A 25,315-nucleotide genomic window follows, 5' to 3' on the forward strand; every position below is an offset into this window, starting at 1 on the left:
AGTCGTGCGTGCAAACAATTCTCTCCATGCCGCGACCCACGACGCGGCCGGCAGACCAGGAGACGAACATGACCCGCACCAGCACCCAATCCATGCAGCCGCCTTCGCGGACCATCCTCGTGGCCGGGGGCGGCATCGGCGGCGTGGCCGCGGCGCTGGCGCTGGTGCGCCGCGGCTTCGAAGTGCAGGTGCTGGAGCAGGCCGGCCAGCTCGGCGAGATCGGCGCGGGCATCCAGCTCGGCCCCAACGCGTTCGCCGCGTTCGACGCGCTGGGCATCGGCGACATCGCGCGCGACCGCGCCGTCTACACCGACGAGATGGTCATGCACGACGCGCTCGACGAAACCCTGGTCGGCCGCATTCCCACGGGGGAGGCTTTCCGGCGGCGCTTCGGCAACCCCTACGCGGTGATCCACCGGGCCGACGTGCACGGCTCGCTGCTCGAGGGTGCGCGCCGGGCCGGCCACATCGAGATCGCCACCGGCACGCAGGTGCAGCGCATCGAGCAGGACGAAGCCGGCGTCACCGTGGTCGCCGGCGACGGACGCAGGTTCCGCGGCGCGGCGCTGATCGGCGCGGACGGCGTGAAGTCGGCGGTGCGCCGGCAGTACGTGGGCGACGAGGCCCGCGTTTCCGGCCACGTGGTCTATCGCGCCGTGGTCGACCGCGCCGACTTTCCGGCCGACCTTCGCTGGAACGCCGCCAGCATCTGGGTGGGCCCGAACTGCCACCTGGTGCACTACCCGCTGCGCGGCGGCGAGCAGTACAACGTGGTCGTCACCTTCCATTCGCGCGAGCAGGAGGAGTGGAGCGTGCGCGAGGGCAGCCGCGAGGAAGTGCAGAGCTATTTCGAAGGCATCAGCGCGCGCGCCCGCCAGCTGATCGAGCTGCCCCGGGACTGGAAGCGCTGGGCCACCGCCGATCGCGACCCGATCGGCCAGTGGGTGTTCGGCCGCGCCGCGCTGCTGGGCGACGCCGCCCACGCGACGCTGCAATACATGGCGCAGGGCGCCTGCATGGCGATGGAAGACGCGGTGACACTGGGCGAGGCGCTGCGCGTGAATGACGACGACATCGACCGCGCCTTCGCGCTCTACCAGCGCTCGCGCGTGGCGCGCACGGCGCGCGTGGTGCTGTCATCGCGCGAGATGGGCCGGATCTTCCACGCCAAGGGCGTCGAGCGCCTGGTGCGCAACGACCTGTGGAAGGGCCGCACGCCCGAGCGCTTCTACGACGCGATGGAATGGCTGTACGGCTGGACCGTCGACAACTGCCTCATCAGGAACTGAAATTTCGACAATGACCACCTATCTCTGGAACCCGCCCGACGTCGTCTCTCTGCCCGTTCGCGGCATGGCCGACCGCCTGCCCGTCAACCGCCTGTTCTTCGTCGGCCGCAACTACCACGCGCATGCGGTGGAAATGGGCCGCCCGGTGGACAAGGCGAACGAGTCGCCCTTCTACTTCACCAAGAGCCTGTCGACGCTGGTCGAGTCCGGCGCGACCGTGGCCTACCCGCCCGCGACGGGGGACTTCCAGTTCGAGATGGAGTTGGTGCTGGCCATCGGCGCGCCCGGCTTCGAGGTGCGGCGCGACGCCGCGCACGAGCTGATCTACGGCTACGCCTGTGGCCTCGACATGACGCGGCGCGACCTGCAGCTGGCCGCGCGCGACAAGGGCCGCCCGTGGGACCTGGGCAAGGACGTGGAGCAGTCCTCGGTGGTGTCGCAGATCGTGCCGATGCCCGGGAAGGTGCTGGCCGAGGGCGAGCTCGCGCTCGCCGTGAACGGCCAGACGAGGCAGAAGTCCGACCTGTCGCGCCTGATCTGGAACATTCCCGAGCTGATCGAGGACCTGTCGAGGTTCTATCACCTGCAGCCGGGCGACCTGATCTTCACCGGCACCCCCGAGGGCGTCGGCCCGGTGCAGCCGGGCGATCGCATCGACGGCCACGTGCAGGGCGTCGGCGAGATCGCGCTGACCATCGGCCCGGCACAATGAGCTGACCACGAGGCCTCTCGCCCCCACGATCCCACGAGCCAAGCTGCAAGGAACCCGCCATGAATGCCGCCGTCGTCGACACCGTTCCCTCGCCCGTGCGCCTGAAGGCCGTGGCCGCGCCGGGCCAGCCCGAGCCCACGCCGGCGCTGGAGCAGCTCTATCGCGGCTTCGAGAGCGAACTGCTGGTGCCGCTGTGGACCGAGATCGGCGGGTTGATGCCGCCGCACCCGCGCAGCCAGGCGGCGCCGCACCTGTGGCAATGGTCCCGCCTCAAGGCGCTGGCGCACCAGGCCGGCGAGATCGTGCCCGTGGGCCGCGGCGGCGAACGCCGGGCCATTGCGCTGGCGAACCCGGCGCTCGGCGGCCGGCCCTTCGCCACGCCCACGCTGTGGGCCGCCATCCAGTACCTCATGCCCGGCGAGGACGCGCCGGAGCACCGGCACACGCAGCACGCGTTCCGCTTCGTGGTCGAAGGCGAGGGCGTGTGGACCGTGGTCAACGGCGACGCGGTGCGCATGTCGCGCGGCGACTTCCTGCCGCAGGCCGGTTGGAACTGGCACGCGCACCACAACGCCGCCAGCGAGCCGATGGCCTGGATCGACGGCCTGGACATTCCGTTCGCCTACTACACAGAGTCGCAGTTCTTCGAGCATGGGCGCGACGCGATCAGCGACGCCGAGCGCGGCACGCCCGACCGGTCGCGGTCCGAGCGGCTGTGGGGCCACCCGGGCCTGCGCCCGCTGGCGCAACCCGACGCACCGCAGGCCACGCCGCTGCTGGCCTACCGCTGGGCCGACACCGACCGTGCGCTCGCCGACCAGCTGGCCCTGGAAGACGAGGGCCACGCCGGCGCCACGCTCAGTCCCGGCCACGCCGCCGTGCGCTATGCCAACCCGGCCACCGGGCGCGACGTGCTGCCCACCATCCGCGCCGAGATGCATCGCGTGCGCCGCGGCGCGTGCAGCCGCACCACGCGCGAGACCGGCTCGTCCGTCTGGCAGGTGTTCGAGGGCGCCGGCAGCGTGCGCGTGGGCGAGCGCGAATGGCGCGTGCAGCGCGGCGACCTGTTCGTCGTGCCGTCGTGGCAGCCGCTGCAACTGCGGTGCGACGCCGACGCGGCATCGCTCGACCTGTTCCGCTTCGGCGACGCGCCGATCTTCGAGGCGCTGCACCAGCACCGGGTGCAGGTCGATCCGGCCTGAGCACCGCCAGCCGATGCGGCGACGCACACGCTTTCAACAACAACCGGAGACATCCCTTGAACCGACGTACGACCCTGCTGGCCGCCCTGGGCCTGGCCCTGCCTGCCGCCGCCTTCGCGCAGCCGCAACAGGCGCCGGCCTATCCCACTCGAGCCGTCAACATCGTCACCCCCTTCGCCGCCGGCAGCGGCCCCGACGCGGTGCTGCGCATGGTGGGCGAGAAGCTCGGCCGCCTGTGGGGCCAGCCCGTCACCATCGACAACAAGCCCGGCGGCGGCGGCTTCATCGCCATCGAGCAGGCGCGCCGCGCCGCGCCCGACGGCTACACCCTGCTGCAGCTCGACAGCGAGCACGTCGCGGCGCTGCCGCACCTGTACAAGTCGAAGAACTTCAACACGCTGGACCACTTCGACCCGGTGGCCTCGCTGTTCCGCACGCCGTTCTTCGTGTCGGTCAGCAGCCAGTCGAAGTGGGCGAGCATGAAGGACCTGATCGCCGCGGCCAAGGCCCGGCCGGGCACCGTCAACTACGGCTCGTGGGGCGTGGGCAGCCCGGGCCACCTGGGCGGCCAGCAGCTCGACGCGCTGGCCGGCATCCAGATGAACCACGTGCCGTTCCGCGAGGTGTCGCAGCTCTATTCCAACGTCGGCACCGGCGAGGTGGACTGGGCGTTCGCCAGCATCCCGTCGAGCCAGGGCATCTACAAGGCCGGCAAGCTCAAGTACATCGCCGTGGCGGCCCGGCAGCGCGTGCCGCAGATGCCGGACGTGCCGACCATGGCCGAGTCCGGCGGGCCGGCGGACCTGGAGGTGAACTCCTTCGTCTCGCTGCTGGCGCCCAAGGGCATGTCGCCGGCGCTGGCCGCGAAGATCAACGCCGACGTCGCCAAGGCCATCGCGGACCCCGAGATCCGCGCGCGCTTCGACACCTTCGCATTCGAGCCGCTGGCCTGGTCGCCCGACGAGATCCGCAGGCAGGCGCAGATCAAGTCGAAGATCTACGGCGAGCTGGTCCGCCAGGGCAACATCAGCCTGGACTGATGCCGCCCCGGCGCCGTTCACGCCTGGTCAGTCGGCACACTCGAACGAAGCGGCGACGTTGACGTCGCCCGAGCCCTTGTAGCGCGGCCACTTCGGGTAGTCGCACAAGGGGCGCGTGCGCCCGGGCACGCCCGCGGTGTCGGTGGTGACCTGCCCGATGGGCGCCGTGCCGTTGACCGACCACTCGTCCAGCGCGGTGAGCGAATCCCAGGTCGCGTTGAAGACGCTGCTGACGGCATGTCCGAGGCCGGGCACTTCGTAATAGCGCACGAATGAATCGACCTGCGACGGGCCCATGCTGGCCTGCAGCCGCTGGTAGTACTGCTCGGTGGCGCGGGTGCTCACCAGCACGTCGGCCAGGCCGTGCGCGAGCAGCAGCTTGCCGCCGCGCGCCTTGAAGGCCGAGATGTCCGTGCTGGTGTCGAGCTGTGTGCTCAGCGCGCTGATGCGGTTGGCCCACGGGCCCGGCGCTTCAGGATCGAGCGACAGCGAGTCGAAGGCCGGATCGCGCGTGACGAAGTACTTGATCCACTGGTCGGTCAGCACGCTGATGTACGGCGCGTTCGCCGGCATCGGCCGTCCGGGCTGCGAAGCGCCGAACGCCAGGAACGTCACGGTGGGCTCCAGCGGCGACGTCCAGCTGGAGATGCCGGTGTCGGCGCCCCAGATGTTGTAGCCCGGGTACTGGGTCTCGCCGCTGGCCAGCGGGAAGCGGAAGTTCGTCGCGGTGTTGATGGTGTTCATCGCGGCAATCTGGGCGTCGGACAGGCAGCTGTCGCCGGCCTCGGCACCATTGGCGCAGCGGATCGGCGCGCCGCGAAGGGTGGCCGTGGACGGGTCGAAGCGCGCGTTGCACAGGTTCTGGTTGCTGATCAGGCCATCGGCGACGCCGTCCAGTCCGTCGCACGCCTCCATGGCCGCTTCGTACAGCACCAGGCGCTTGGCCGCGTTGGGATAGGCGCCGGGCTGCGCGAGCGCGCGGCTCATGCGGTGGCCGCCGAGCAGGGCGGCCGCGTCGTTCCACGCCGGATACCAGGCGATGGCGCCGTCCCAGTCCGCAGGCCAACGCTGGATGGCGGCCAGGGCCTCGCGCCCGCCGGTCGAGCCGCCGGCGAAATACGACTTCGCGGGGCCGGTGGCGTAGCGCGCCGTGATGATCGCAACGGCCGTGTCGCGGGTCTTCTTCAGCACGTCGCCGCCGAAGTTGCGCACGGCCTCGTCGTTGAGACCGAACCGGCCGTCCTGCGAGCCGAGCGCGTTGGCCTGGTGGCCGGAGTCGCTGGCGAAGGTGGCGTAGCCCCGGGCCAGCGGCGTGGGCTTGTCGGTCGGGCCGTTCGGCACGTTGGCCTTCACGCTGGGGATGGTGCCGTCGAACCCGCCGCCGCCGAACATGACGACCTTGTGGTTCCAGCTCTCGGGCAGGCCCACCTTGAAGAGGATGTTCGGCGCCGCGGGGTCGATCGGAGCGATCTTGCCAGACACCTCGCAATAGGCGGGCACGGCTGTGACGCCGGTGCCGCTCGCGGCCACCGGCGTGGCCGAGGTCACGCTCGCGCCCGAGGTCGGCAGGCCGATGGACGCCGCGGGAATGGTCATGCCCTGCAGTTGCTCGCAGGTGAGGGCGATCGCTCCGGCCGGGGGCGGCGCGGACGTGTCGGGCGGGGCGCCGCTGTCCGGGGGCGCGTTCGGCGGGTTGTCATGGCCGCCGCCACCGCACGCGAGCAGTGCGACGCTGACGCCCACGCAGGCCGTGGCCACTGCGGCCAGTTTTCCGATTCCGTTCTTCGTCATGCATGTCTCCTGGGTTTGAATTGCTCCCCGGCGCAGTGTCCCGCCGGGCCATGCGCGGGCCAATGTGCGCAGGCCACACCCGATCACGTGGCGCGATGTGCGGCACGGATGCCGCGCAATGCCCGGTCGGCCGGAATCAGCCCGGCAAGGCGACCTCGATGCCGGCCTTGGCCAGCTCGAGCCGGTACTGCTCGAAGCCGGTGGCCGGCACCGTCTCGCCGGCGCGGTCGCGGATCTCGTCCATGCGCGCGCGCACCTCGGCGGCAGTGTCCTGCGCGTCGCCGATGAAGACGCCGTGCGTCATCGTGATGTTCGCGCTCTCGAAGCTGCCCGCGCCCGCCAGCAGGATGGTGCGCGTGGGGGCGTCCTCGCCGACCAGGGCGACCAGCGCCGGGCTGACCGCGCCGGGGTGCAGCCGCGCCAGCGCATCGGGCGCCAGCACGCCCTGGGTCATGGCCGTGGCCGCCGTGGGGGCGAGGCAGTTCACCCGGATGCCGTGGCGCTCGCCTTCGAGCGCCAGCGTCTGCATCAGGCCGACGAGGGCCATCTTGGCCGCGCTGTAGTTGGACTGCCCGAAGTTGCCGTACAGGCCGGACGAGGAGGTCGTCATCACGATGCGCCCCCACCGGCGCTCGCGCATGTGGTCCCACACCGCCTTGGTGCAGTTGACCGAGCCCATGAGGTGTACCTCCATGACCAGGCGGAAGTCGTCCAGCGACATCTTGGCGAAGGTGCGGTCGCGCAGGATGCCCGCGTTGTTCACCAGGATGTCGACGCCGCCCCAGGCCTCGATGGTGCGTGCCACCAGCGCCTGCATCTGGGCGAAGTCGGTGACGTCGCCGCCATCGGCGAGCGCCGCGCCGCCGGCGCGCACGATCTCGTCGGCCACGGCGCGCCCGGGGCTGCCCGGCTGCGAGCCCGCCACGTCGTTGACCACGACGCGCGCGCCCTGGCGTGCCAGTTCGAGCGCATGCGCCTTGCCCAGGCCGCTGCCGGCGCCGGTGACGATGGCCACGCGGCCATCCAGATACTTCTTCATTGCCATTCCTTGGAAAGCGAAAACAGGAGAAAGCCGCGCGGGCGCGATCAGAACGCCACCGCGTCGCGCCCCTTCAGGCCGAGCATCGCGCGCGCCTCGTCGGGCGTGGCGATCTCGAGGGAGAGTTCTTCGAGAATGCGCCGGATCTTGCGCACCTGCTCGGCGCACGACCTGGCCAACTGGCCCTTGCCCAGGTAGAGGCTGTCCTCCAGGCCGACGCGCACGTTGCCGCCCATCACCGCGCCCATGGTCAGCAAGGGCATCTGGTGGCGTCCCGCGCCCAGCACCGAGAAGCGGTAGCCCTTGCGGCCGAACAGACGGTCGGCGGTCGCGCGCATCGTCACCAGGTTCTCCGGGTCCGGCCCCAGTCCGCCCAGGATGCCGAAGATGCTCTGGATGAACAGCGGCCCCTTGACCAGGCCCTCGTCCACGAAGTGCGCCAGGTTGTAGAGGTGGCCCACGTCGTAGCACTCGAACTCGAAGCGCGTGCCGCAGTCGTCGCCAAGCACCTTCAGGATGTGCTTGATGTCGCGGAAGGTGTTGCGGAAGATCAGGTCTTCCATGCCCTCGACGTAGGGCTGCTCCCAGTCGTGCTTCCACTGCGAAATGCGCCGCGCCGCCGGGTGGATGGAAAAGTTCATCGAGCCCATGTTCAGCGAGCACATCTCGGGCTTGGCCTGCAGCGGGTAGGCCAGGCGCTCTTCCAGCGTCATGCGCGTGCTGCCGCCGGTGGTGATGTTGATGACCGCGTCGGTGGCGTCGCGGATGCGCGGCACGAACTGGTCGAACACCTTCGGGTCGGCCGAGGGCCGGCCGTCCCTGGGGTCGCGCGCGTGCAGGTGCAGGATGGCCGCGCCGGCCTCGGCGGCCTCGATCGACTGCTCGGCGATCTGGTCGGGCGTGAGCGCGAGATGCTCGGACATGGTCGGCGTATGAACCGAGCCCGTGACCGCGCAGGAGATGATGACCTTGTCTTGTGGTGTAGCCATGCCAGCCTTTTCAAAAAATGGGAAAGAGAGGGGCGGGGGCCTCAGACGGCCAGCCACTGCGCGACCAGCGCCTTGTCCGACGCCAGCTGCTGCGGCGTGCCCTCGAACACGATGCGCCCGTGGCCCATCACGCACACGCGCGTGGCCACCTTCAGCGCAATGGCGAGCTTCTGCTCGACCAGCAGCACCGAGACGCCCTTGCCGTGCATGTCGCGTATGCACTCGGCCACCTGCGCCACGATCTTCGGCGCCAGGCCTTCGGTGGGTTCGTCGATGAGCATCACCCGCGGGTTGCCCAGCAGGGAGCGGCACATCGTGAGCATCTGCTGCTCGCCGCCGGACATGCTGCCCGCGCGCGTATTGCGACGCTCCTTGAGCCGTGGAAAGTAGTCGAACATGTCTTCCACGCGCCAGCGGTGAACGCCGTCCTGCGCGGCCTGTTCGCCCATGCGCAGGTTCTCGTCGACGGTGAGGTTGGCGAACACCTCGCGCTCCTCGGGCACGTAGGCAATGCCCGCGCGGCAGATCGTGTAGGGCCGCTGTCCGGCCAGGTCGCGGCCGTTCAGGCGGATCTGGCCCGCCGAAGGCGCGACCAGCCCCATGATCGCCTTCATCGTGGTGGAGCGGCCCGAGCCGTTGCGCCCCAGCAGGCTGACGACTTCGCCGCGCGCCACGCGCAGGTCAACCCCGTGCAGGATGTGGCTCTTGCCGTAGTGCGCATGCAGCTGCGAGACCTCCAGCAGGCTGCCCTGGGAGATGGTGCGGGATGCGGTGTTCATGCGCTGACCTCCTCGCCCAGGTAGGCCTCCTTGACGCGGTCGTCGTTGCGGATCTCGTCCGGCGAACCGGTGGCGATCACCTGGCCGTACACCAGCACGCTGATGCGGTCGCTCAGCGAGAACACGACGTCCATGTCGTGCTCGACGATCATGAGGGTGCGCCCTTGCGTGACTTCTCGCACGAGCTGCGCCGTGTACTGCGTCTCCTCGGTGGCCATGCCGGCCATCGGCTCGTCGAGCAGCACCAGCTTGGGGTCGGACGCCAGCGTCATGGCGATCTCCAGCGAGCGCTGCTCGGAGTACGCCATCTCGCCGGCCAGCGTGGAGGCCCTGGCGGTCAGCCGCACCAGCTCGAGCAGCCGTTCGGTTTCCCGGCGGATGCGCCTGTCGTGGTCGATGAATTTCCAGAACGCGTACTGCAGGCCGTACGGACGCATGACGGCCAGGCGGATGTTCTCGAACACGGTCAGCCCCGGAAAGACGTTCGTGATCTGGAACGAACGCGCCAGGCCCAGCCGGTTGATCGCCTGCGGCGAGCGCCCGCCGATCTGCCGGCCGTCGAATCGGATCTCGCCGGCGCTCGGCGCCAGGTGGCCCGAGAGCAGGTGGAACAGGGTGGACTTGCCCGCGCCGTTGGGCCCGATCAGGGCGTGCCGCTCGCCGGTGTGTACGTCGAGGTCCACGCCGCGCATGATCTCGGTCGCGCCGAAGGACTTGCGCAAGCCGCGGATGCTGAGGATCGGTCCGGTCATGCGAGACCCTCCTTGACGATGGCGTCCGCCTCGAGCGCCGTGGGCGCGGCTGCGTCCACCGCCTCCGCCGCCTCCAGCGCGGCGCGTCGGCGCCGTGCCAGCCATGCCAGCGCCGCACCGACCGCCAGCAGGGCCACCGGTACCAGCCAGGTGATGGGCGAGCCGGGCAGCCAGTCGCGCGACAGCAACGTCACGGCCGGCCAGTCGTTTCCCGCGACGATGGCGGCGCGATAGTCCTGCGAGAAGACACGGCGCAGCAGCTCGACCAGGAAAACGCCGCCCGCGCCGAGCGACAGCGCCGCGCCGCAGGACAACGCCACCAGCGGCATCACCTGCGCGAAGCCGAAGCGCTGCACCAGGCGCCGCACCATGCCTGGCAGGCCCGCCAGCCCCGTGGGCATGAACATCATCACCAGCACGAAGAGGATGCCCTGGTAGAGCAGCCAGGACTGGGTCAGGTCGGATACCGCATACCCGAAGAACGTCATGATCGCGGCGCCGAAGGCCGGGCCCAGGAACATCTTCACGCCGCCGATGTAGCTGTTGAGGATCACCGCGGCGGACAGGCTCGGGTCGAACACCACGTAGTTGGCCGATTCGTTGGACATCACCTGCAGGCCGCCGGCCACGCCGGAGAACATGGCGGAGATCGCAAACACCGCCGTGCCCAGGCCGTGGACGTCGTAGCCCAGGAAGCGCAGGCGATGGCTGTTCTCGCGCAGGCCGAAGGTCAGCCGCCCCATCGGCGTTCGGGTGTAGAGGTACAGCAGCGCCACGCACAGCAGCGCCCAGCCGAGCGTCAGGTAGTAGACCTGCGTGGTGGAGCCGAAATCGAAGCCCCAGGCCGGCATGCGCATGCTCGAGACGCCGGCCTCGCCGCCGAACAACCCCTTGAGGTGCGGCGCCAGCGAATGCACCAGCTCGGCGATCGCCAGCGTGATCATGGCGAAGTAGGTGCCCGTGCGCTGCGTGGCGAACCATCCGGCGATGCTGCCCAGCAGCAGACCGAACACCGCGCCGACCACCGGCAGCAGCGGCGTCGGCAGCAGCCCCGCGCCGCCCACGGCGTTCATGGCATGCACCGTCGCGAAGGCGCCCACGCCGAAGTAGGCCGCGTGCCCGAAGGACAGCATGCCGCCCTGCCCGCACAGCAGGTTGTAGGCGGTCGCGAACAAGGCCGCGATCAGCATCTGCACGGCGGCGTTCAGCAGGCCCTGCGACAGCAGGAAAGGCAGGGCGAGCAATGCCGCGACGCCCGCGGCGACACACAGGAAAGCAGTTTTCATCGCCTCAGTCCTTCTCGCCCATGAGGCCGCCGGGGCGCACCAGGAGAATCAGCAGCATCAATGCGAAGGGGATGGTGGCCGAGAGGCTGGAGATCTTCAGCGTCATGAGGCCGCCGACGCTGCGCGCCCAGTCGCCCGCACCGGCCAGCGCGAACAGGTCCGCCAGGCTGCGGTCCACGCTCACGGCAAGCGATGTGATGACGCCGATCAGCAGTGATGCAAGCATGGCCCCTTCCAGCGAACCGAGCCCGCCGACCACGACCACCACGAACACCATCACGCCCAGCTCGAGCGCCATGTTCGGGTTCGTCGTGTAGAAGGCGCCGGCCACGGCGCCCGCCAGGCCCGCCAGCGCGGCGCCGACGCCGAACACGCCCATGAACACCAGCGGCACGTTGTGCCCGAGCGCCTCGGCCATGCGCGGCTTGTAGATGGCCGAGCGCACCACGATGCCCACGCGGGTGCGCGTGAGGAGCAGGTAGATCAGGACGAACATCGCGACCGCGATGCCGCCCATCAGCAGCCGGTAGGCCGGGTACTGGGCGCCGCCGACACTGAAGGCCGGGATGTCCAGCGCCGCCGGAATGCGATAGTCGACCGGGTAGTTGCCGAAGAACAGCTTGACCGACTCGGCAATGATGAACGACAGGCCGAAGGTCACCAGCAGCTCGTGCGCATGCCCGTAGCGGTGCACCCGCCGCAGGAAGAAGCGCTCCACCACCACGCCCACCAGCGCGACCAGCAGGGGCGAGACGACGAGCGCGCCCCAGAACCCGATCGCGTCCTGCAGCATGTACGCGAAGTAGGCGCCGAGCATGTAGAACGACGCATGCGCGAAGTTGAGCACGCCCATCATCCCGAAGATGAGCGTGAGCCCGGCCGACACCATGAACAGCAGCAGGCCGTACACGAGCCCGTTCATCAGCGAGACGAGGAACTGGTCCATCTCGGCGCCTGTCAGTCCGGCCGCTTCATGTCGCAGCTTGCCTGCGCCGGCGACGAGGCCTCGGCCGCCGAGAAGCGCTTGACCGGCGTGAAGCCCATGTCCGTGCCGTCGGCCTTGTAACGCGCGTCCTTGCTGACGGTGGAGACCACCATCGGCATCTGCACCTGGTGGTCCGCCGCGCGCATGCGCATCTCGCCCATCGGCGACTTGTACGTCGCGCTCTCGAGCGCCTTGGCGAAGGCGTTCACGTCGAGCTTGCCGCCTTTGGCCGGGGTGCGCTTGAGCGCGTCGGCCACCATGGCCATGCCGAAGACGGTCTGCGGCTCGATGAACACGGGGTCGTGTCCGGTCTTGGCCTTGTAGTCGTTGACGAACTTCTCGCCTTCGCCGCCGGCGGACTCGGCGTTGAAGGTGTGAACCACGAAATGGCCGACCGCCAGGTCGCCGGCATTGGCCAGGTTGCCCGGCTGGTCGAGGTAGACCGTGCCGAAGCGCACCTTCAGGCCGGCCGACCGGGAAGCCTTCATCAGCAGCAGCAGGTCGTTCGACCAGTTGCCCGTGAGCACCGAATCGGCCTTGGACGCCGCGATCTTGGCGACGTAGGGCGCGAAGTCCTGCACCTTGTTGACGTCGTGCAGCGTCTTTTCCACCACCTGGTAGCCGCCGGCCGAGGCGTTGTCCACGATGGCCCGCTCCATGTCCTGGCCCCAGGAATAGTTCTGGTTGATCGAGTACACGCGCGTTCCCAGGGCGTTGGCCTGCTTCATGGCGGCGACGAGCGCCTTGGTGCGGATCTGCGCGTCGCCGGCGAAGCGGAAGTGATAGAAGTTGCACTTCTCGCCGGTCAGCTCCAGCGCCTCGGCGCCGACGTTGAGGTAGACCATCTCCTTGCCGGGATTGCGCAGGTTGTACTTGCGCACGTCCTCGGTGATCTGCCCGCCGATGGCCGACGAGGCGCCCTGCACGATCAGCTGCACCCCGTCCGCGGCGGCCGCCTTGAGCTTGTCGGCGGCACCGGCCGGGCCGCCCTGGTTGTCGTACTCCAGCAGTTGCACCGGCTCGCCGTTCCAGCCGCCGGCCGCGTTGATCTGGTCGATGGCATAGCGCACCGCCGCACGATAGGCCAGCCCCGAAGAGGCCTGCGGACCCGAGAGCGTCTCGAGCACGCCGATCTTCACCGGCGCGGCCGCGGCGGCGCCGCACACCAGAAGTGCCAGCGTGGGGACGAGCGCGCGGTTGAAGTGGTTGCGTTTGGTCATGGATGTCTCCTTGTCTAGAAATGGGAATGCGCCGGCGGCGCGAAGAGCGGGAGCGAGAGATGAGGGATCGACAGACGCGGTCAGCGGGACCTCAGAGGTATTCCAGGTTCCCGTCGACGCTGATGGCCTGGCCAGTGATGTTTCGGGCCGCAGGCGAGCTGAGGAAGAGCGCCATCGCCGCCACGTCGTCGAGCGTGACCATCCGGCGCAGCGAGATCTTGCCGAGGTACTGGGCGCGCATCGTCTCCACCGGAACGCCCTCGGTGGCCGCGCGCGCGCCGATCACGCCGTTCATGCGCTCGCCTTCGACCGTGCCGGGCAGGATCGCGTTGGCACGCACGCCGTGCGGGCCGAGCTCGATCGCCAGCGACTTCATCAGGCCCACGATGGCCCACTTGGTCGCCGCGTACGGCGTGCGCAGCGGATAGCCGAGGCGGCCCGCGACCGAACTCATGGCGATCACCGAGGGGTTCTGCGTGGACTGCCGCAGCAGCGGCACCGCGCGCTGCGCGAAGTAGAACTGGCTGTTGAGGTTCACCGCCACCGTGCGCTCCCAGTCGCCGCGGCGCAGGTCCTGGATCGCGCCGGTCGGCCCGGCGATGCCGACGTTGCTGACCAGCACGTCCAGGCCGCCGAGCGCGCCGTGCAGGTCGTCGAAGACCAGGTCGACATCGTCCGGCACCGAGGCGTCGGCCATGCTCGAGGTGATCTCTGGCACCTGCCCGCTCAGGCGGTCGAGCGCCGCGCGGTCGATGTCGCACACGTGCACGCGCGCACCGGTCTCGCAGAAGGCGCGAGCGACGGCCGCGCCGATGCCCGAGGCGCCCGCGGTGACCAGCACGCGCAATCCGGGCGTGGGCCGCAGTGAATCGATGATGCTCATGAAGACGTGCAGAAAAAAAGTGAGGCTTGGACCGCGCAAGCGCCCGGCGGGCGCCGTTGCGCGGCTGGATGAATCGAGTGTCGGCACAGCCCGGGCGCGAGGCTATGTGGCCCGCGCACACTCGCGGCGCCCTCGCGATGTGATGCCCGGCCGGGTAGGCGCCCGCCCGCAGTGTCTTAGGGCTTGCGCCCATGCCCCGGGTACGGCGTTCTGCTAGCCTTCCCAGCCCTATGTCTTCCCCGACCCTCGACCGAAAGCGGGTGCAGCCACCACCGCCGCATGCCGCGGACGAACTCGCCGCCGAACTGATCGGCCTGCTGCATCGCAATGCCGGCGCCGAAGACCTTGCCGCGCGCCTGGCCCGCGTCGAGGCCATGCCCGACGCAACCCCGGGCAAGGCCGGCCTGGTCGAGCTCGTGCGCATGGCGATGGCGCTGCGCAACCGGCTCGAAGTGCACGAGCAGCGCGAGCGCGGCATGCTGGCGGTCATCGAATCGGCGCAGGACCTGTCGGGTCGCCTCGACCTGCAAGGCCTTCTCAAGGCGATCACCCACCGCGCACGCAACCTCATGGGCTCGCACCTGTGCTGGCTCACCGTGTTCGACGCGCCGACCGGGGAGTTCCAGGTGGTGGTGGCGGACGGCGCCATCTCCGAGCGCACCGGCAGGATGACGGCGGGGCGCAACCTCGGCGTGGCCGGCGTGGTGATGTCCACGCGGCTGCCCTTCTTCACGCCGGACTACCTGCACGACAAGCGCTTCGTGCACGACCCCACGCTCGACGACATCTTCCGCGATGAAGGCGTGGCCGCGCTGGTCGGCGCGCCGCTGATCTGCGACGACACCGTCATCGGCCTTCTGTTCGTGGCCGACCGCTACCACCGCACGCACACGGCGCTCAACGTCTCGATCCTGTGCACGCTGGCCACGCACGCGGCGGTGGCCATCAACAATGCCAAGGCCTTCGCCGAGGCGAAGACGGCCCTGGCCAACGCCGACCTCGCGCGCGCGCAGCTCGAGCGCCACGCGCGCGACATCCAGGGCGCCGCCGAGGCGCACGAGCAGCTCACCTCGCTGCTGGCCAGGGGTGCATCTCTGGGCGCGTTGTGCGAATCGGTCGCGCAACTGCTCGATGGCAGCGTGCTGGTGCTCGACGAGGCCGGCCACGTCATCGCCAGCGCGTCGTCACCCGGCTATGAAGGCACGGCCGGCCAGCACTGTTCGCCGACCGGCCCGCACGGAGCGGACCTTTCACGGGCTCTGCGCGAGAGCCGCCAGGCCGGCCGCTCCGTCGTGGCCTTCACGCACGACGGCGAGGTCTGCCGCGCCAGCGCCGTGATCGGCGGCAACGACATGCTCGGCGCCGTGCTGCTCCTGCGGCACGAGGACCTGGTCGGCATCTCGCTGCGCACCTTCGAGCGCAGCTCCAGCGTCATCGGGGTCGTGCTGTTGTCGCAGGAGCGCATCGAGGCCGAGAAACATCGGGACGTGTCCGCCCTGCTGCGCACGCTCATCTCTCCGCGCCAGGGCGAGCCCGCGCTCGCGCGCGACCGGGCCGAGCGCTTCGGGCTCGACCTGTCGCAGCCCATGTCTCTGCTGCTCGTCGAGACCGACCGGTCCACGGCCGGCTTCCTGTCGCGGCGCCTGCGCTCGGACGCGGCGCTGGGCGAGCAGGTGCTCGACGAGGTCGACGGCGTGCTGGTGCTGGTGTGCGCGGCGCCGCGGGCCCAGGCCGTGCTCGAGAAGCTCAACGCCTTCGCCCGGCGCGAACTCGGCCACGCCTACCGGGGCGTGCTGTCTCGGCCGGTGCTGGCGCCGGCCGAGCTTCCAGCGCTGTACGCCGCGCTGCGGCGGGGCCTGTCGGTGCTCGAGCGCCTGGGCATGCGCGAGGGCATCGTCGCGCAGAACGAGATGGCGCTGTACTCGGTGCTCTTCGAGACGCATGACCAGTCCAGCCTGGCCGCGTTCCTCGACGCCACCATCGGCGCCGTCACCTCGCACGACGCAAGGCGCGGCTCCGAACTGACGTCCACGCTGCTGGCCTATTTCGACACCCACCAGAATGCCAAGCTCACGGCGTCGCGCCTGGGCATCCACGTCAACACGGTCCGCCAGCGCCTGGCGACGGTGGAGGAACTGCTCGGCCATTGGGGCAGCGCCAGCCGCGCGCTGGAGATCCACATGGCGCTGCGCCTGTGGCGCCTGAGCACGGCCGATACGCGTACGCCGCCCGCGGGCGCGTGAGCGCCCCTGCGCGGCGGAGGCATCGGCCGCTGCGCACCCAGGGTTTTTCCGGTGGATGACGACCACACCGCGCGGCCGCCAGCGGTGTGCGCTGCCGCCATTGAAGCGCGATCGCTGCCGGCGAGACTCGATCGGTCGGCGTTGCCGCACTTCCACTTCCTGGAGACGAGATGAACAAGATGAGAACCGTGGTCGGCGCAACGTCGATCCTCAATCGGCCGGCGCTGCTCCTGGCGGCGCTGATGGTGGCAGGCTGCGGCGGCGGAAACGGAACGTCCGCCGGCAATCCGGCGCCGCAGGACCCGGGACCGTCGGTGCCGGCGGACCCGGAACCGCCCGCGCCCCCTTCGATGCAGCGGCAGACCGCTTTCGGTGTCGTCGTCGGCACCGACGACTCGGCCACCAGCGGCACCTTCGCCTGGAAAGGCATTCCCTTCGCCGCGCCCCCGGTGGGCGACCTGCGCTGGAAGCCGCCGGTCGACCCGGTGGCCTGGACGGCGCCGAAGGCGACGCAGCAGTTCGGCAATGCGTGCGTGTCCAGCGGCCGGCTCTACGGGCCGGGGCTGAACAACCGCTATGACGAGACCATCGGCAGCACGCTCGGCCAGACGGTCGGAGCCGAGGACTGCCTCTACCTCAATGTCTGGCGGCCGGCCAACGACACCGGCAAGCTGCCGGTAATCGTCTGGGTGCACGGCGGCAGCAACATCACCGGCTACACCGCCGATCCGGTCTACGACGGCGCCAACCTCGCGCGCACGGCCAACGCCGTGGTGGTCTCGGTCAACTACCGGCTGGGCATGTTCGGCTTCCTCAATGCCAGCGTGCTCAAGAACGGCGACCCGATCAACGACTCGGGCAACTTCGCGATCCTCGACATCATCAAGGGGCTGCGGTTCGTCCAGGCCAACATCGACAGCTTCGGCGGCGACCCGGGCAATGTCACGCTGATGGGCCAATCGGCCGGGGCCGTCAACGTGTACGCCACGATGACTTCGCCGCTCGTGGCCGACGCGAAGCCGGCGCTGATCCATCGCGCGCTGCCCATCAGCGGCGGCATTTCGCTCGCGACCGAGCTGCCGGCAGGAAGCATCGCCACGCTGGCGCGCGCCTCGGACTACGCTGGCCAATGGGGCCTGCTCATCGTCTACATGGTGATCGAGGACGGCCTGGCGACCGACATTCCGTCGGCGCAGGCCTGGCTCGCCACGCAGACCGGCGACCAGATTGCCGCCTACATGCGCGGCAAGAGCGCCGACTTCGTGCTGCGCACGGTGCTCAAGCGCCTCGCGCCGATCGGCGCTTCGGGCTCGGGCCCGATTCCCGACGGCAGCGTCGTGCCGGCGAGCCCGATCGAGGCGATCAAGGCCGGCCATTACGCCAAGGTGCCCGTGCTGATCGGCAACACGCGCGACGAAGGAAAGCTGTTCCCCACGCTGTTCCCGCTGGCAGGCGGCAGCGGCAGCGCGCGCCTGCTCGGCGATGCGCAGGTGTTCTCGCTCGCCTACGGCTACCGGCCCGACGACGCGCCGCAGAGCTCGATCGAGCAATGGATTCCGCCGGCCTACCTGCCGATCACGACGCCTGGCACGGGCTTCGACGCGGTGGCCGACCGCCTGAGCCAGATCTTCTTCGGCGCCAGCCGCGACAGCGTGGCCGATGCCCTCGCCACGCAGCAGAGCCCGCTGTGGGCCTACCGCTTCGACTGGGACGAGGAGCCGGCGCCGTTCAACCAGATCTACGGTGCCGCGCACGCCTTCGACCTGCCGTTCGCGTTCGGCAACTTCGGCCCTTCGCTGTACAGCGGCATCTCCTTCAACAAGGCCAACGAGCCGGGCCGGCTTGCGCTGTCGGATGCCATGATGCGCAGCATCGGTGCCTTCGCGCGCAACGGCGACCCGAACGACGCCAGCCTGGGCGTGACCTGGCCGCGCTGGCCGGCTACCCTGCTGTTCGATGCCACTGCGACGCAGAAGGCCATCTCGGTTCGTTGACGGCGGCGGGGGCGTGGGCCGGCGGCGCTACCAGGTGTACTTGACGCCGATGCGTCCGGTCAGGGCGTGGTACGACTGGGCGCCCCACTCCCAGCCGAGATTGCCCCAGCCGGTCCAGCCCTTGCCGCGCTGGAAGTCCGCGCCCAGCTTGATCTCGTAGCGATCGTTCGGGTAGAGGTCGCGCATCTGCAGGCCGTTGAAGGCCAGCGCGTTGCTCACGTCGTCGTGCCACCAGTTGAGGGTGAGGTAGAGCTGCGAGCGGTCGCCGTTGTCGTGAATCCAGGTGCGGTGGGTCCGCACGCCCAGGCGGCTGATCCACCCACTGCCGGTGGCGCCGTCCACCTGCGTGCCGTTGGGCTCGACGACGCCATCCTGGTGTCCCTGGACGCGGATGAGTTGCGCCTGCGGCTCGATCACCCAGTCGCGGGACCGGCTGGGCAGCCACGCGTAGCCCGTCTCGGCCGAGAGGGCCAGGACGCTCGAGTCGTACTTCACCGAAGGCAGTGCCTCGCCGTCGACCCGGTTGTCGAACCACCCGTACTGCCCCCAGAAGTCCGCATACCAGCCCAGGCGTTCGCGGTCGTTCTGGAACCAGGTGGCGTACGCCCCGAGGGCTGCGCCCTGGACCTTCCCCTCGGCACGAAAAGCATTGCCCAGTGCGCTGCCGTCGCTCGACCCCCAGCCGTAGCTCAGCATCCCGCCCACGTGCAGCCTGTCGTCGCCGCGCAGCACGCTCCACTGCGCGAATTCCGCCCCGCCATGCACGAGCCAGGTCGTACTGCTTACGTCGAAGTTGCCGTCGCGCGTCTGCGCGCTCGCGTCGCGCCCCACCAGCCGCACCCAGCCTGACTTGCGGGTGGGATCGTCGTTGTCGAAGGTCTGCTGCTCGGTCCACTGGGGCTCGCCCAGCCTGTCGTGCAGGCTGTGCACCAGCAGGCCGGCCGCCGCGCGCTGATTCGCCAGGTAGGCACCGACTTCCGGCCGATAGAGCGGCACGGGCGCGGGGGCGGGCGGCGCAGGCGGCGCGGGCGGGGCAGGAGGCGCGGGCGGCGCAGGCGGGGGTTCCGGCGGTCCGGGCGGTGGCGGTGGCGGCGGCGGTGGCGGTGGCGGAGGCGGAGGCGGAGGCGGGGAGGGTGCTTGCGCGGAACGCAGGTACCACGCCTGGTCGTTGCTGCCGTCGGTGCTGCTGCGAAAGAGCCGGTACTCGTAGGCGCCCGCGACCGCACGACCGTTCAGCGCAAACGCCCCAGAGTCGGTCGTTCCACCATTGGCGGTGTCCACTACCAGGATGCCGTTGGCGGTGGTCAGCGCGCCCGTGCCGCCTGCGTTGGTGACACGCAACGAAGAACTGCCGCTGGCCGTGCCGGCGTTGATGACAAGTCGGTCCGACGGCGACCCGTCGCCGCCGAGCGAGGTGTTCAGGCCGAGCGTGCCGCCGTTGCCGACGTAGTTCTGCACGGTGAGCGTCTTGAAGGCGCCGCCGGAGGGTGGCGTGAAGGCCACCAGGCCGGCATTGCCCAACTGCTGGGTGAGGACCGAGTTGCCCGTCACGTTCCAGGTGCTGGACGTATCGACGTCGACATTGGTGATGTTGCGCGCGGCACCGCTCCAGCGCGACGAGGTCTTCAATGCGATGTCCGCGGTCGAGGTCGCGTCGGCGGTCGCGTCCCCGGTGAGGGCCGCGGCGTTGGCGGCCGTGAGCTGAACCGACGTGGGTTGCGGTGCAAAGGTCGACCCTGCCACCTGGAGCAGCAAGGCGCCGCTGGCGACGGCGGCATCGTCGAGCGCGATCTGCGTCGGCCCGCCGTTCGCGTAGAACGCGACCGACGCTGGCGCGTTCAACGAGCCGCCCGACATCGTGACGGTGTTCACCAGGGTGTTGGAAGAATTCCGCGAGACCATGCCGGCGGTGTTTCCGCTCGTTGTCACGGTGGTGTTCGTCAGCGCGATGCCCGGCCCCTGCCCGCCGGCCACGTCGGTCCCGGTATTGAGATACAGGCCGCCGCCTCCTCCGGCTACGTCGACGGTCGAGCCGGTGGCGGTGACCCGACCGTTCTGGTCGGCACCCAGGCCGTAGCTGTTCGTGCCGCTGGCATTGACTGCGCTGTCCGTCAGCGCGATGGTGTTCAAACCCGAAATCGCCCGCGCGCCGGCGTAGACGCCGTAGCCGGCGGCCGCGTTCATCTGGATGGTGACGCGGTTCGCCTCGATGATGCTGGTGGCTTGCGGCAAGGCGTTCGAGCCGGGCGCGGCGCGCAGTCCGGCTGGGGCCCCCGAGGTGACGGTTCCCATTGGGGGCGTGGCGTTTCCGGCGGCGGTGACCAGCGCGGCGGTGGCCGTGGCGGCACGGGCGGCAACCGAGCCGCCGGCACGGGAGATGGTGATGGTCGCATCCGACAGCACCACCCGCGAACTGGCACCGGCGAAGGCGGTTCCGCTCGCGCCGGTGCGCGGGTCGCCACTCACGGCCAGCACGCCGGTGCCGGCATCGGCGCCGTCGATCACCAGGCCATTGAAGCTCGCGCTGGAGCCACTGAACAGTGCCACGCCGGTGCTGCCGTTGGAAGCGCTCGTGCCGGTGCCCGTCAGGTGGATTGCCAGCCCGTCGCCCAGGGCGCCCGCCGGCGGCGAGGCCGCATCGAGCACCAACCCCGTGCTGCCCTGGCCGGCAAGATCGAGCACGGTGCCGGCCGGCAGCGTGATGGCGCCGCCGTTGTTGACGTAGACGCCGGTGGACGAGGCGCCGTTGGCCGAGAGGCTCGAGCTTCCCTGTAGCGCAAGCGCGCTGCCCGTCCCCGAACTGCCCAGGACGATGGCGCTGTTGCGCGTCGTGCGCAGCGTGCTGTCCGTCAGGGTGACGCGGCCGCCAGTCTGCGCTACGGCGCCATAGCCACCGGCGTTACCGGTGCCCGTGTTGCTGACCGTCAGGCCGGCCGCCTCGATGGTCGACAGGGCGCCCAGCGCCACGACGCCGCTGCCGAATGCCGACGTCCCGACCGACACACCCGGGCTGGTGACGATCGCCCCGGGGTTGGCCGACGCATTGACGAAGAGGCCGTGGCCGTTGACCGTCGTCACCGAGATGGGGCCGGCCGGAAAGCCGGCCGCGCCGGGATCGAAACGCAGGGTCGCGCCTCCAGTGACGTCGGTGCCCGAGCCGTTGGTGGGCCGGACGACCTGCGTGTTGCCCACCACGGTACGGTCGCCGGTCAAGGTGTCGGCCAGGAGCGGCGTGGTAAATGTGCCGGGCCCGATGGTCTGGGCCGAGGCGCTGGCGGCCAGGTTCAGCAGCGTGAGCACCAGCAGGCGCGCTGCATTGGCGCTCGGGGTGAGCCGGTGTCCGGCGCCGCCCGGGAAGATCGTCGGGCCGCTGGCGTCGCGCAGAACGAGGCGGGATTGCATCGCTGATCCTTTCGCCGTTGAAGGTTTCGGCCCGCGGCACGCACGAACGCGGCGCGGGTTCGCTTCGTCAGTGGCTTCGCACGGGGACCGGCAGCGCCACGTCGGGGCGCGCCAGCGATCGCGCGAAGTCGGACTCCGGTCTGAGGTAGTCGTCGATCACCTTGCGCAGTATCTCGGCGTCGTCGCCCAGGCGCGCGGCCTTGGCATCGGCGTTCACATAGTCCACCGCGGCCAGGCCGCGTTGCGTGTCGTAGAGCGCGACCAGCCGGTGCCGCGGGTTCTGCGGATCGCTCATGTGGCCAAGCAGATAGGGCCGGTCGTCGATGCGCAGCGGCAGCATCGGCGTGGCGGTGGTGGGCGGACGCGGCTGGTCGGGCGGCGGTCCGTGGCCCGGCAGCCGGTCCTTGACCCACTCGGGCACCGCTTCGTCGCCGTGGCGCAGGCTCAGCGAGAGCGCATGGCGAAAGGCCGGCGTATGGGCATAGACCTCGTCGAACAGCGGACAGCGCGGCGCCTCGCGGCACTCGGACGCCGCGTGCGCGCCGCGCGGGGTTTCCTTCTCGTCGTCGGCTGCCCGCACGGACGGCGCCAGCAAGGCGCCGAGACACATCCACAGCGCCACCCGCCGGACCGGCTCGCGCAAGTCGAGAACTGCCATATCGACCTCCTCCGACGTTGCCGGCGCCGCGGATGCGCTGCGCCGTGCGATCGCGCTGGGCGCGAGGGACTACTTCGACTGTGCCGGCACCTGCGCCTGGGGCGGCGTGTCGGCCGCGCTCGCCTTCTTCATTGCCGCCTTGACCTTTTCCTTGACGTCGTCCACCACCTGGTCGATGGTGAAGCTCGCCGGCAACTGGCTGGGCGGGTAGTCGATGAAGGTCTGGAGGAACAGCGCGGCGCGCCGGTTGCCCTCGATCAGCATGTACGGGTTCTCGACCTCCAGCTGGTGGTAGAGGTTGGTCGGCCCGGTGTCGGCCCGCTCGTACGGGTCCATTCGCAGGTTGAAATACTTGGGCCCGCGCAGGCAGGTGAACGGCTCCTTCCAGACCATCATCGAGCCCGGCGAGCGCTGTTCGCAGAAGACGATCTTCCAGGCCGTGGGCCGCGTCGCGCCGGGCAGGACGGTGTCGTAGCGCATCGCCACGAGTTCGGCGTCGTCGTTGAAGTAATAGAACTCGTCGCGTGCGCTCTTGTCGGTCTGCCCGGTCAGCAGCGGCAGCTGGTTGTAGCCGTCCAGGTGCACCTTGGCGGCCTTGCCGTCGAGCGTCGTGCCCTTGAGCAGCTTGTCCTTGATGTCCGCGTCGCCCGCAGCGGCCACCAGCGTCGGGAACCAGTCCAGCCCGGAGATCAGGCCGGTGCTGGTGGTGCCGGGCTTGATCTTGCCGGGCCACCGCACCATTGCCGGCACCCGGAAGGCGCCTTCCCAGTTGGAATCCTTCTCGCTGCGGAACGGCGTGTTCGCGGCATCGGGCCAGCTGAAGAAGTTGGGTCCGTTGTCGGTGGTGAAGACCACGATGGTGTTGTCGGCCACGCCTGCGTCGTCCAGCGCCTGCAGCAGCTTGCCCACGTTCTGGTCCATCTCCCACATGCCGTCCGCGTATTCGTGGCCGGGCCCGAGGCCCGCCTTGCCGCGGTACTCCGGCCGCACGTGCGTGAACACGTGCATGCGGGTGAAGTTCATCCACGTGAAGAAGGGCTGCCTTGCCTGCGCCTGCTTCTTGATGTAGTTGATCGCCGCGCCGGTGGTCTCGTCGTCGATGGTCTCCATGCGCTTGCGCGTGAGCGGCCCGGTGTCCTCGACCTTGCCGTCGGCGAACGTGTGCATGACGCCGCGCGGGTTGTACGACTTGATGAAGGCCGGGTTGTTGCTGAACCAGTAGGGGCGCTCGGGTTCCTCCTCGGCGTTGAGGTGGTAGAGATTGCCGAAGAATTCGTCGAACCCGTGGCGCGTGGGCAGGAACCGGTCCTGGTCGCCCAGGTGGTTCTTGCCGAACTGGGCGGTGGCGTAGCCCATCGGCTTGAGGACCTGTGCGATGGTCACGTCGCGGTCCTGGATGCCCACTGGAGCGCCGGGCAGGCCGACCTTGGACATCCCCGTGCGGAACACCGACTGGCCGGTGATGAAGGTCGAGCGCCCGGCCGTGCAGCTGTTCTCCGCGTAGTAGTCGGTGAACTTCATGCCTTCCTTGGCGATGCGGTCGATGTTGGGCGTCTCGTAGCCGACGATCCCGTCGCCGAAGGCGCTGATGTTGGAGCGCCCGACGTCGTCGCCGAAGATCACCAGGATGTTGGGCTTGCCGGCCGCCGCGGGCGCAGCGGGCGCGGCCGGCGCGGCGGCTGCCGGTGGGGGCGCGGCGGTCTGTGCCCAGGCGTCGAGCAGGCCGCAGCCCAGCAGGGCGGCTGCGACGAGCGCGATCCGGCTCACACCGTGGCCGCGTCTGCCGCGTCCACCGAAACTCGGGGTTTTCAACGTCATCCTGGGTGCTCCATGGAAAGGGACTTCGATCGGAAACTGGACTGGTGCCGGCGGCCCGTCAGGGCTGGATCGCGACCTTCAGGACGCCATCGCGCTGGTTCGAGAAAAGGTCGTACGCCTGCTCGATGTCGTCAAGCCGGAAGCGGTGCGTGACCAGCGGCTCGAGGTCCAGCCGCCCCGTCGCGATCAGGTCCATCAGGCGCCGCATGCGGTCCTTGCCGCCCGGGCACAGGGTGCTGACGATGGACAGGTCGGACAGCCCCGCGCCGAAGGCCTCGGCCGGGATGTTCAGGCCGCCCGAATACACGCCCAGGCTCGACAGCACGCCGCCGGGGCGCAGCACTCGCAGCGACGATGCGAAGGTGCCCTGCGTGCCGAGCGCCTCGATCGCCACGTCGGCGCCGCGCCCGTCGGTGATCTGCATGATCTGCGCCACCGGGTCGCCGGCGCGGAAGTCCACCACGTGATCGGCGCCGAGCCGCCTGGCGATGGCCAGCCGCTCGGGGACCGTGTCCACGCCGATGATGGTGGCCGCGCCCATCAGCCTGGCGCCGGCCACGGCGCAAAGGCCGATGGGGCCGAGCGCGAAGACCACCACCGTATCGCCGATGCGCACGCCGCCGCGCTCGGCGCCGGAAAACCCGGTCGACATGATGTCGGGGCACATGAGCACCTGCTCGTCGGTCAGCGCGTCGGGCACCGGGCTCAGGTTGGCCATGGCGTCGGGCACCAGCAGGTATTCGGCCTGTGCGCCGTCGATGGTGTTGCCGAACTTCCAGCCACCCGCCGGCCTGAAGCCGTGGCGCGTGCCCGGGCCGTCCTGCGAAGCGCAGCCGCACAGGCAGGCATAACTGTGGCCGCTGGGCGTGATGGCGCCGGCGATCACGCGCTGCCCTTCCTCGTAGCCCTGTACCGCCGAGCCCAGCTTCTCGATCACGCCCACCGGCTCGTGGCCGACCGTCAGCCCACGGGCGACCGGGTACTCGCCCTTGAGGATGTGGACGTCGGTCCCGCAGATGGTGGTCGTGGTGACCCGGATCAGCGCGTCGAGCGGCCCGACGTCCGGCACCGGCTTGTCTTGCAGCTCGATGCGGCCCGGCTCGACGAAAACGGCAGCCTTCATCAACGGCATGGGACTTCCCCTCCGCAGGTGTACGGTGACGAGTCATTGCCCCCCTGGGCGGCGAATGCTATCCCGTTCCGACGGCCGATGCACGCATTGCGAGCGCTGCC

General features: G+C 69.9%; 19 protein-coding genes. 6 read left to right on the forward strand and 13 right to left on the reverse strand.

Features of this window, described 5'->3' with window-relative positions:
- The first annotated feature begins 68 nt into the window (after window positions 1-68).
- Genes VES41_RS06655 through VES41_RS06670 form a run of 4 tightly spaced genes read left to right on the forward strand, consistent with a single transcriptional unit; the run spans window position 69 to window position 4,243 of the window.
- On the forward strand, window positions 69-1,289 hold the full coding sequence (locus tag VES41_RS06655) for a 3-hydroxybenzoate 6-monooxygenase (RefSeq protein WP_324814561.1): 1,221 nt from the start codon (window positions 69-71) through the stop codon (window positions 1,287-1,289).
- A 10-nt stretch (window positions 1,290-1,299) separates the two neighbouring features.
- On the forward strand, window positions 1,300-2,001 hold the full coding sequence (locus tag VES41_RS06660) for a fumarylacetoacetate hydrolase family protein (protein ID WP_324814564.1): 702 nt from the start codon (window positions 1,300-1,302) through the stop codon (window positions 1,999-2,001).
- A 59-nt stretch (window positions 2,002-2,060) separates the two neighbouring features.
- Window positions 2,061-3,203 (forward strand): cupin domain-containing protein, encoded by a 1,143-nt coding sequence (locus VES41_RS06665; RefSeq protein WP_324814567.1) that lies wholly within the window; start codon window positions 2,061-2,063, stop codon window positions 3,201-3,203.
- A gap of 56 nt (window positions 3,204-3,259) precedes the next feature.
- Window positions 3,260-4,243 carry a Bug family tripartite tricarboxylate transporter substrate binding protein gene (locus tag VES41_RS06670; RefSeq protein WP_414719049.1) on the forward strand — a complete coding sequence of 328 codons (984 nt, stop codon included), beginning with the start codon at window positions 3,260-3,262 and terminating at the stop codon, window positions 4,241-4,243.
- Window positions 4,244-4,270: 27 nt separating this feature from the next.
- Here the strand turns inward: VES41_RS06670 and VES41_RS06675 are convergent, their stop codons facing one another.
- The 9 genes from VES41_RS06675 to VES41_RS06715 form a co-directional block, all read right to left on the reverse strand.
- Window positions 4,271-6,034, reverse strand: a complete 1,764-nt coding sequence (locus tag VES41_RS06675; protein ID WP_324814570.1) for a tannase/feruloyl esterase family alpha/beta hydrolase — start codon at window positions 6,032-6,034, stop codon at window positions 4,271-4,273.
- Between the two features lie 136 nt (window positions 6,035-6,170).
- The gene (locus VES41_RS06680) at window positions 6,171-7,073 is read right to left on the reverse strand and encodes an SDR family NAD(P)-dependent oxidoreductase (RefSeq protein WP_324814573.1); all 903 of its coding nucleotides are present in this window, start codon (window positions 7,071-7,073) and stop codon (window positions 6,171-6,173) included.
- Window positions 7,074-7,120: 47 nt separating this feature from the next.
- Window positions 7,121-8,062: a 3-keto-5-aminohexanoate cleavage protein gene (locus tag VES41_RS06685; RefSeq protein WP_324814576.1), complete on the reverse strand. Its 942-nt coding sequence runs from the start codon at window positions 8,060-8,062 to the stop codon at window positions 7,121-7,123.
- 41 nt (window positions 8,063-8,103) lie between these two features.
- On the reverse strand, window positions 8,104-8,841 hold the full coding sequence (locus VES41_RS06690; RefSeq protein ID WP_324814578.1) for an ABC transporter ATP-binding protein: 738 nt from the start codon (window positions 8,839-8,841) through the stop codon (window positions 8,104-8,106).
- Window positions 8,838-9,593, reverse strand: coding sequence for an ABC transporter ATP-binding protein (locus VES41_RS06695; RefSeq protein ID WP_324814581.1), 756 nt, complete (start codon window positions 9,591-9,593; stop codon window positions 8,838-8,840). The genes VES41_RS06690 and VES41_RS06695 overlap by 4 nt, the downstream gene beginning before the upstream one ends.
- A complete protein-coding gene (locus tag VES41_RS06700; protein WP_324814582.1) occupies window positions 9,590-10,879 on the reverse strand; it encodes a branched-chain amino acid ABC transporter permease in 1,290 nt (429 codons plus the stop codon). Before VES41_RS06700 ends, VES41_RS06695 begins: the two co-directional genes overlap by 4 nt.
- 4 nt (window positions 10,880-10,883) lie before the next feature.
- Window positions 10,884-11,825: a branched-chain amino acid ABC transporter permease gene (locus VES41_RS06705; RefSeq protein WP_324814585.1), complete on the reverse strand. Its 942-nt coding sequence runs from the start codon at window positions 11,823-11,825 to the stop codon at window positions 10,884-10,886.
- 11 nt (window positions 11,826-11,836) lie between these two features.
- Entirely contained in the window at window positions 11,837-13,084 is a 1,248-nt protein-coding gene (locus tag VES41_RS06710) for a branched-chain amino acid ABC transporter substrate-binding protein (protein ID WP_324814587.1), read from the reverse strand.
- 91 nt (window positions 13,085-13,175) lie between these two features.
- The gene (locus VES41_RS06715; protein ID WP_324814589.1) at window positions 13,176-13,967 is read right to left on the reverse strand and encodes an SDR family oxidoreductase; all 792 of its coding nucleotides are present in this window, start codon (window positions 13,965-13,967) and stop codon (window positions 13,176-13,178) included.
- A gap of 230 nt (window positions 13,968-14,197) precedes the next feature.
- Between VES41_RS06715 and VES41_RS06720 the strand changes: the two genes are divergently transcribed.
- Both VES41_RS06720 and VES41_RS06725 read left to right on the forward strand, forming a co-directional pair.
- Window positions 14,198-16,210: a helix-turn-helix domain-containing protein gene (locus tag VES41_RS06720; RefSeq protein ID WP_324814591.1), complete on the forward strand. Its 2,013-nt coding sequence runs from the start codon at window positions 14,198-14,200 to the stop codon at window positions 16,208-16,210.
- A 170-nt stretch (window positions 16,211-16,380) separates the two neighbouring features.
- Window positions 16,381-18,204: a carboxylesterase/lipase family protein gene (locus VES41_RS06725; protein ID WP_324814593.1), complete on the forward strand. Its 1,824-nt coding sequence runs from the start codon at window positions 16,381-16,383 to the stop codon at window positions 18,202-18,204.
- Between the two features lie 27 nt (window positions 18,205-18,231).
- Here the strand turns inward: VES41_RS06725 and VES41_RS06730 are convergent, their stop codons facing one another.
- From VES41_RS06730 to VES41_RS06745, 4 genes are all read right to left on the reverse strand, one after another.
- Window positions 18,232-21,606, reverse strand: coding sequence for an autotransporter outer membrane beta-barrel domain-containing protein (locus VES41_RS06730; RefSeq protein ID WP_324814595.1), 3,375 nt, complete (start codon window positions 21,604-21,606; stop codon window positions 18,232-18,234).
- 67 nt (window positions 21,607-21,673) lie between these two features.
- Window positions 21,674-22,264, reverse strand: a complete 591-nt coding sequence (locus VES41_RS06735) for a hypothetical protein (protein ID WP_324814598.1) — start codon at window positions 22,262-22,264, stop codon at window positions 21,674-21,676.
- Between the two features lie 69 nt (window positions 22,265-22,333).
- Window positions 22,334-24,082 (reverse strand): arylsulfatase, encoded by a 1,749-nt coding sequence (locus tag VES41_RS06740; RefSeq protein ID WP_324814601.1) that lies wholly within the window; start codon window positions 24,080-24,082, stop codon window positions 22,334-22,336.
- Window positions 24,083-24,140: 58 nt separating this feature from the next.
- Window positions 24,141-25,214 carry an NAD(P)-dependent alcohol dehydrogenase gene (locus tag VES41_RS06745; protein WP_324814603.1) on the reverse strand — a complete coding sequence of 358 codons (1,074 nt, stop codon included), beginning with the start codon at window positions 25,212-25,214 and terminating at the stop codon, window positions 24,141-24,143.
- Between the last annotated feature and the right edge of the window lie 101 nt (window positions 25,215-25,315).

This window comes from Variovorax sp. (genome assembly GCF_035634955.1).
Lineage (GTDB): Bacteria > Pseudomonadota > Gammaproteobacteria > Burkholderiales > Burkholderiaceae_C > Variovorax.

Coding starts and splice junctions, on each gene's coding strand:
- VES41_RS06655 (WP_324814561.1), top strand. CDS start 69: ATGACCCGCACCAGCACCCAATCCATGCAGCCGCCTTCGCGGACCATC.
- VES41_RS06660 (WP_324814564.1), top strand. CDS start 1,300: ATGACCACCTATCTCTGGAACCCGCCCGACGTCGTCTCTCTGCCCGTT.
- VES41_RS06665 (WP_324814567.1), top strand. CDS start 2,061: ATGAATGCCGCCGTCGTCGACACCGTTCCCTCGCCCGTGCGCCTGAAG.
- VES41_RS06675 (WP_324814570.1), bottom strand. CDS start 6,034: ATGACGAAGAACGGAATCGGAAAACTGGCCGCAGTGGCCACGGCCTGC.
- VES41_RS06680 (WP_324814573.1), bottom strand. CDS start 7,073: ATGAAGAAGTATCTGGATGGCCGCGTGGCCATCGTCACCGGCGCCGGC.
- VES41_RS06685 (WP_324814576.1), bottom strand. CDS start 8,062: ATGGCTACACCACAAGACAAGGTCATCATCTCCTGCGCGGTCACGGGC.
- VES41_RS06690 (WP_324814578.1), bottom strand. CDS start 8,841: ATGAACACCGCATCCCGCACCATCTCCCAGGGCAGCCTGCTGGAGGTC.
- VES41_RS06695 (WP_324814581.1), bottom strand. CDS start 9,593: ATGACCGGACCGATCCTCAGCATCCGCGGCTTGCGCAAGTCCTTCGGC.
- VES41_RS06700 (WP_324814582.1), bottom strand. CDS start 10,879: ATGAAAACTGCTTTCCTGTGTGTCGCCGCGGGCGTCGCGGCATTGCTC.
- VES41_RS06705 (WP_324814585.1), bottom strand. CDS start 11,825: ATGGACCAGTTCCTCGTCTCGCTGATGAACGGGCTCGTGTACGGCCTG.
- VES41_RS06710 (WP_324814587.1), bottom strand. CDS start 13,084: ATGACCAAACGCAACCACTTCAACCGCGCGCTCGTCCCCACGCTGGCA.
- VES41_RS06715 (WP_324814589.1), bottom strand. CDS start 13,967: ATGAGCATCATCGATTCACTGCGGCCCACGCCCGGATTGCGCGTGCTG.
- VES41_RS06720 (WP_324814591.1), top strand. CDS start 14,198: ATGTCTTCCCCGACCCTCGACCGAAAGCGGGTGCAGCCACCACCGCCG.
- VES41_RS06725 (WP_324814593.1), top strand. CDS start 16,381: ATGAACAAGATGAGAACCGTGGTCGGCGCAACGTCGATCCTCAATCGG.
- VES41_RS06730 (WP_324814595.1), bottom strand. CDS start 21,606: ATGCAATCCCGCCTCGTTCTGCGCGACGCCAGCGGCCCGACGATCTTC.
- VES41_RS06735 (WP_324814598.1), bottom strand. CDS start 22,264: ATGGCAGTTCTCGACTTGCGCGAGCCGGTCCGGCGGGTGGCGCTGTGG.
- VES41_RS06740 (WP_324814601.1), bottom strand. CDS start 24,082: ATGACGTTGAAAACCCCGAGTTTCGGTGGACGCGGCAGACGCGGCCAC.
- VES41_RS06745 (WP_324814603.1), bottom strand. CDS start 25,214: ATGCCGTTGATGAAGGCTGCCGTTTTCGTCGAGCCGGGCCGCATCGAG.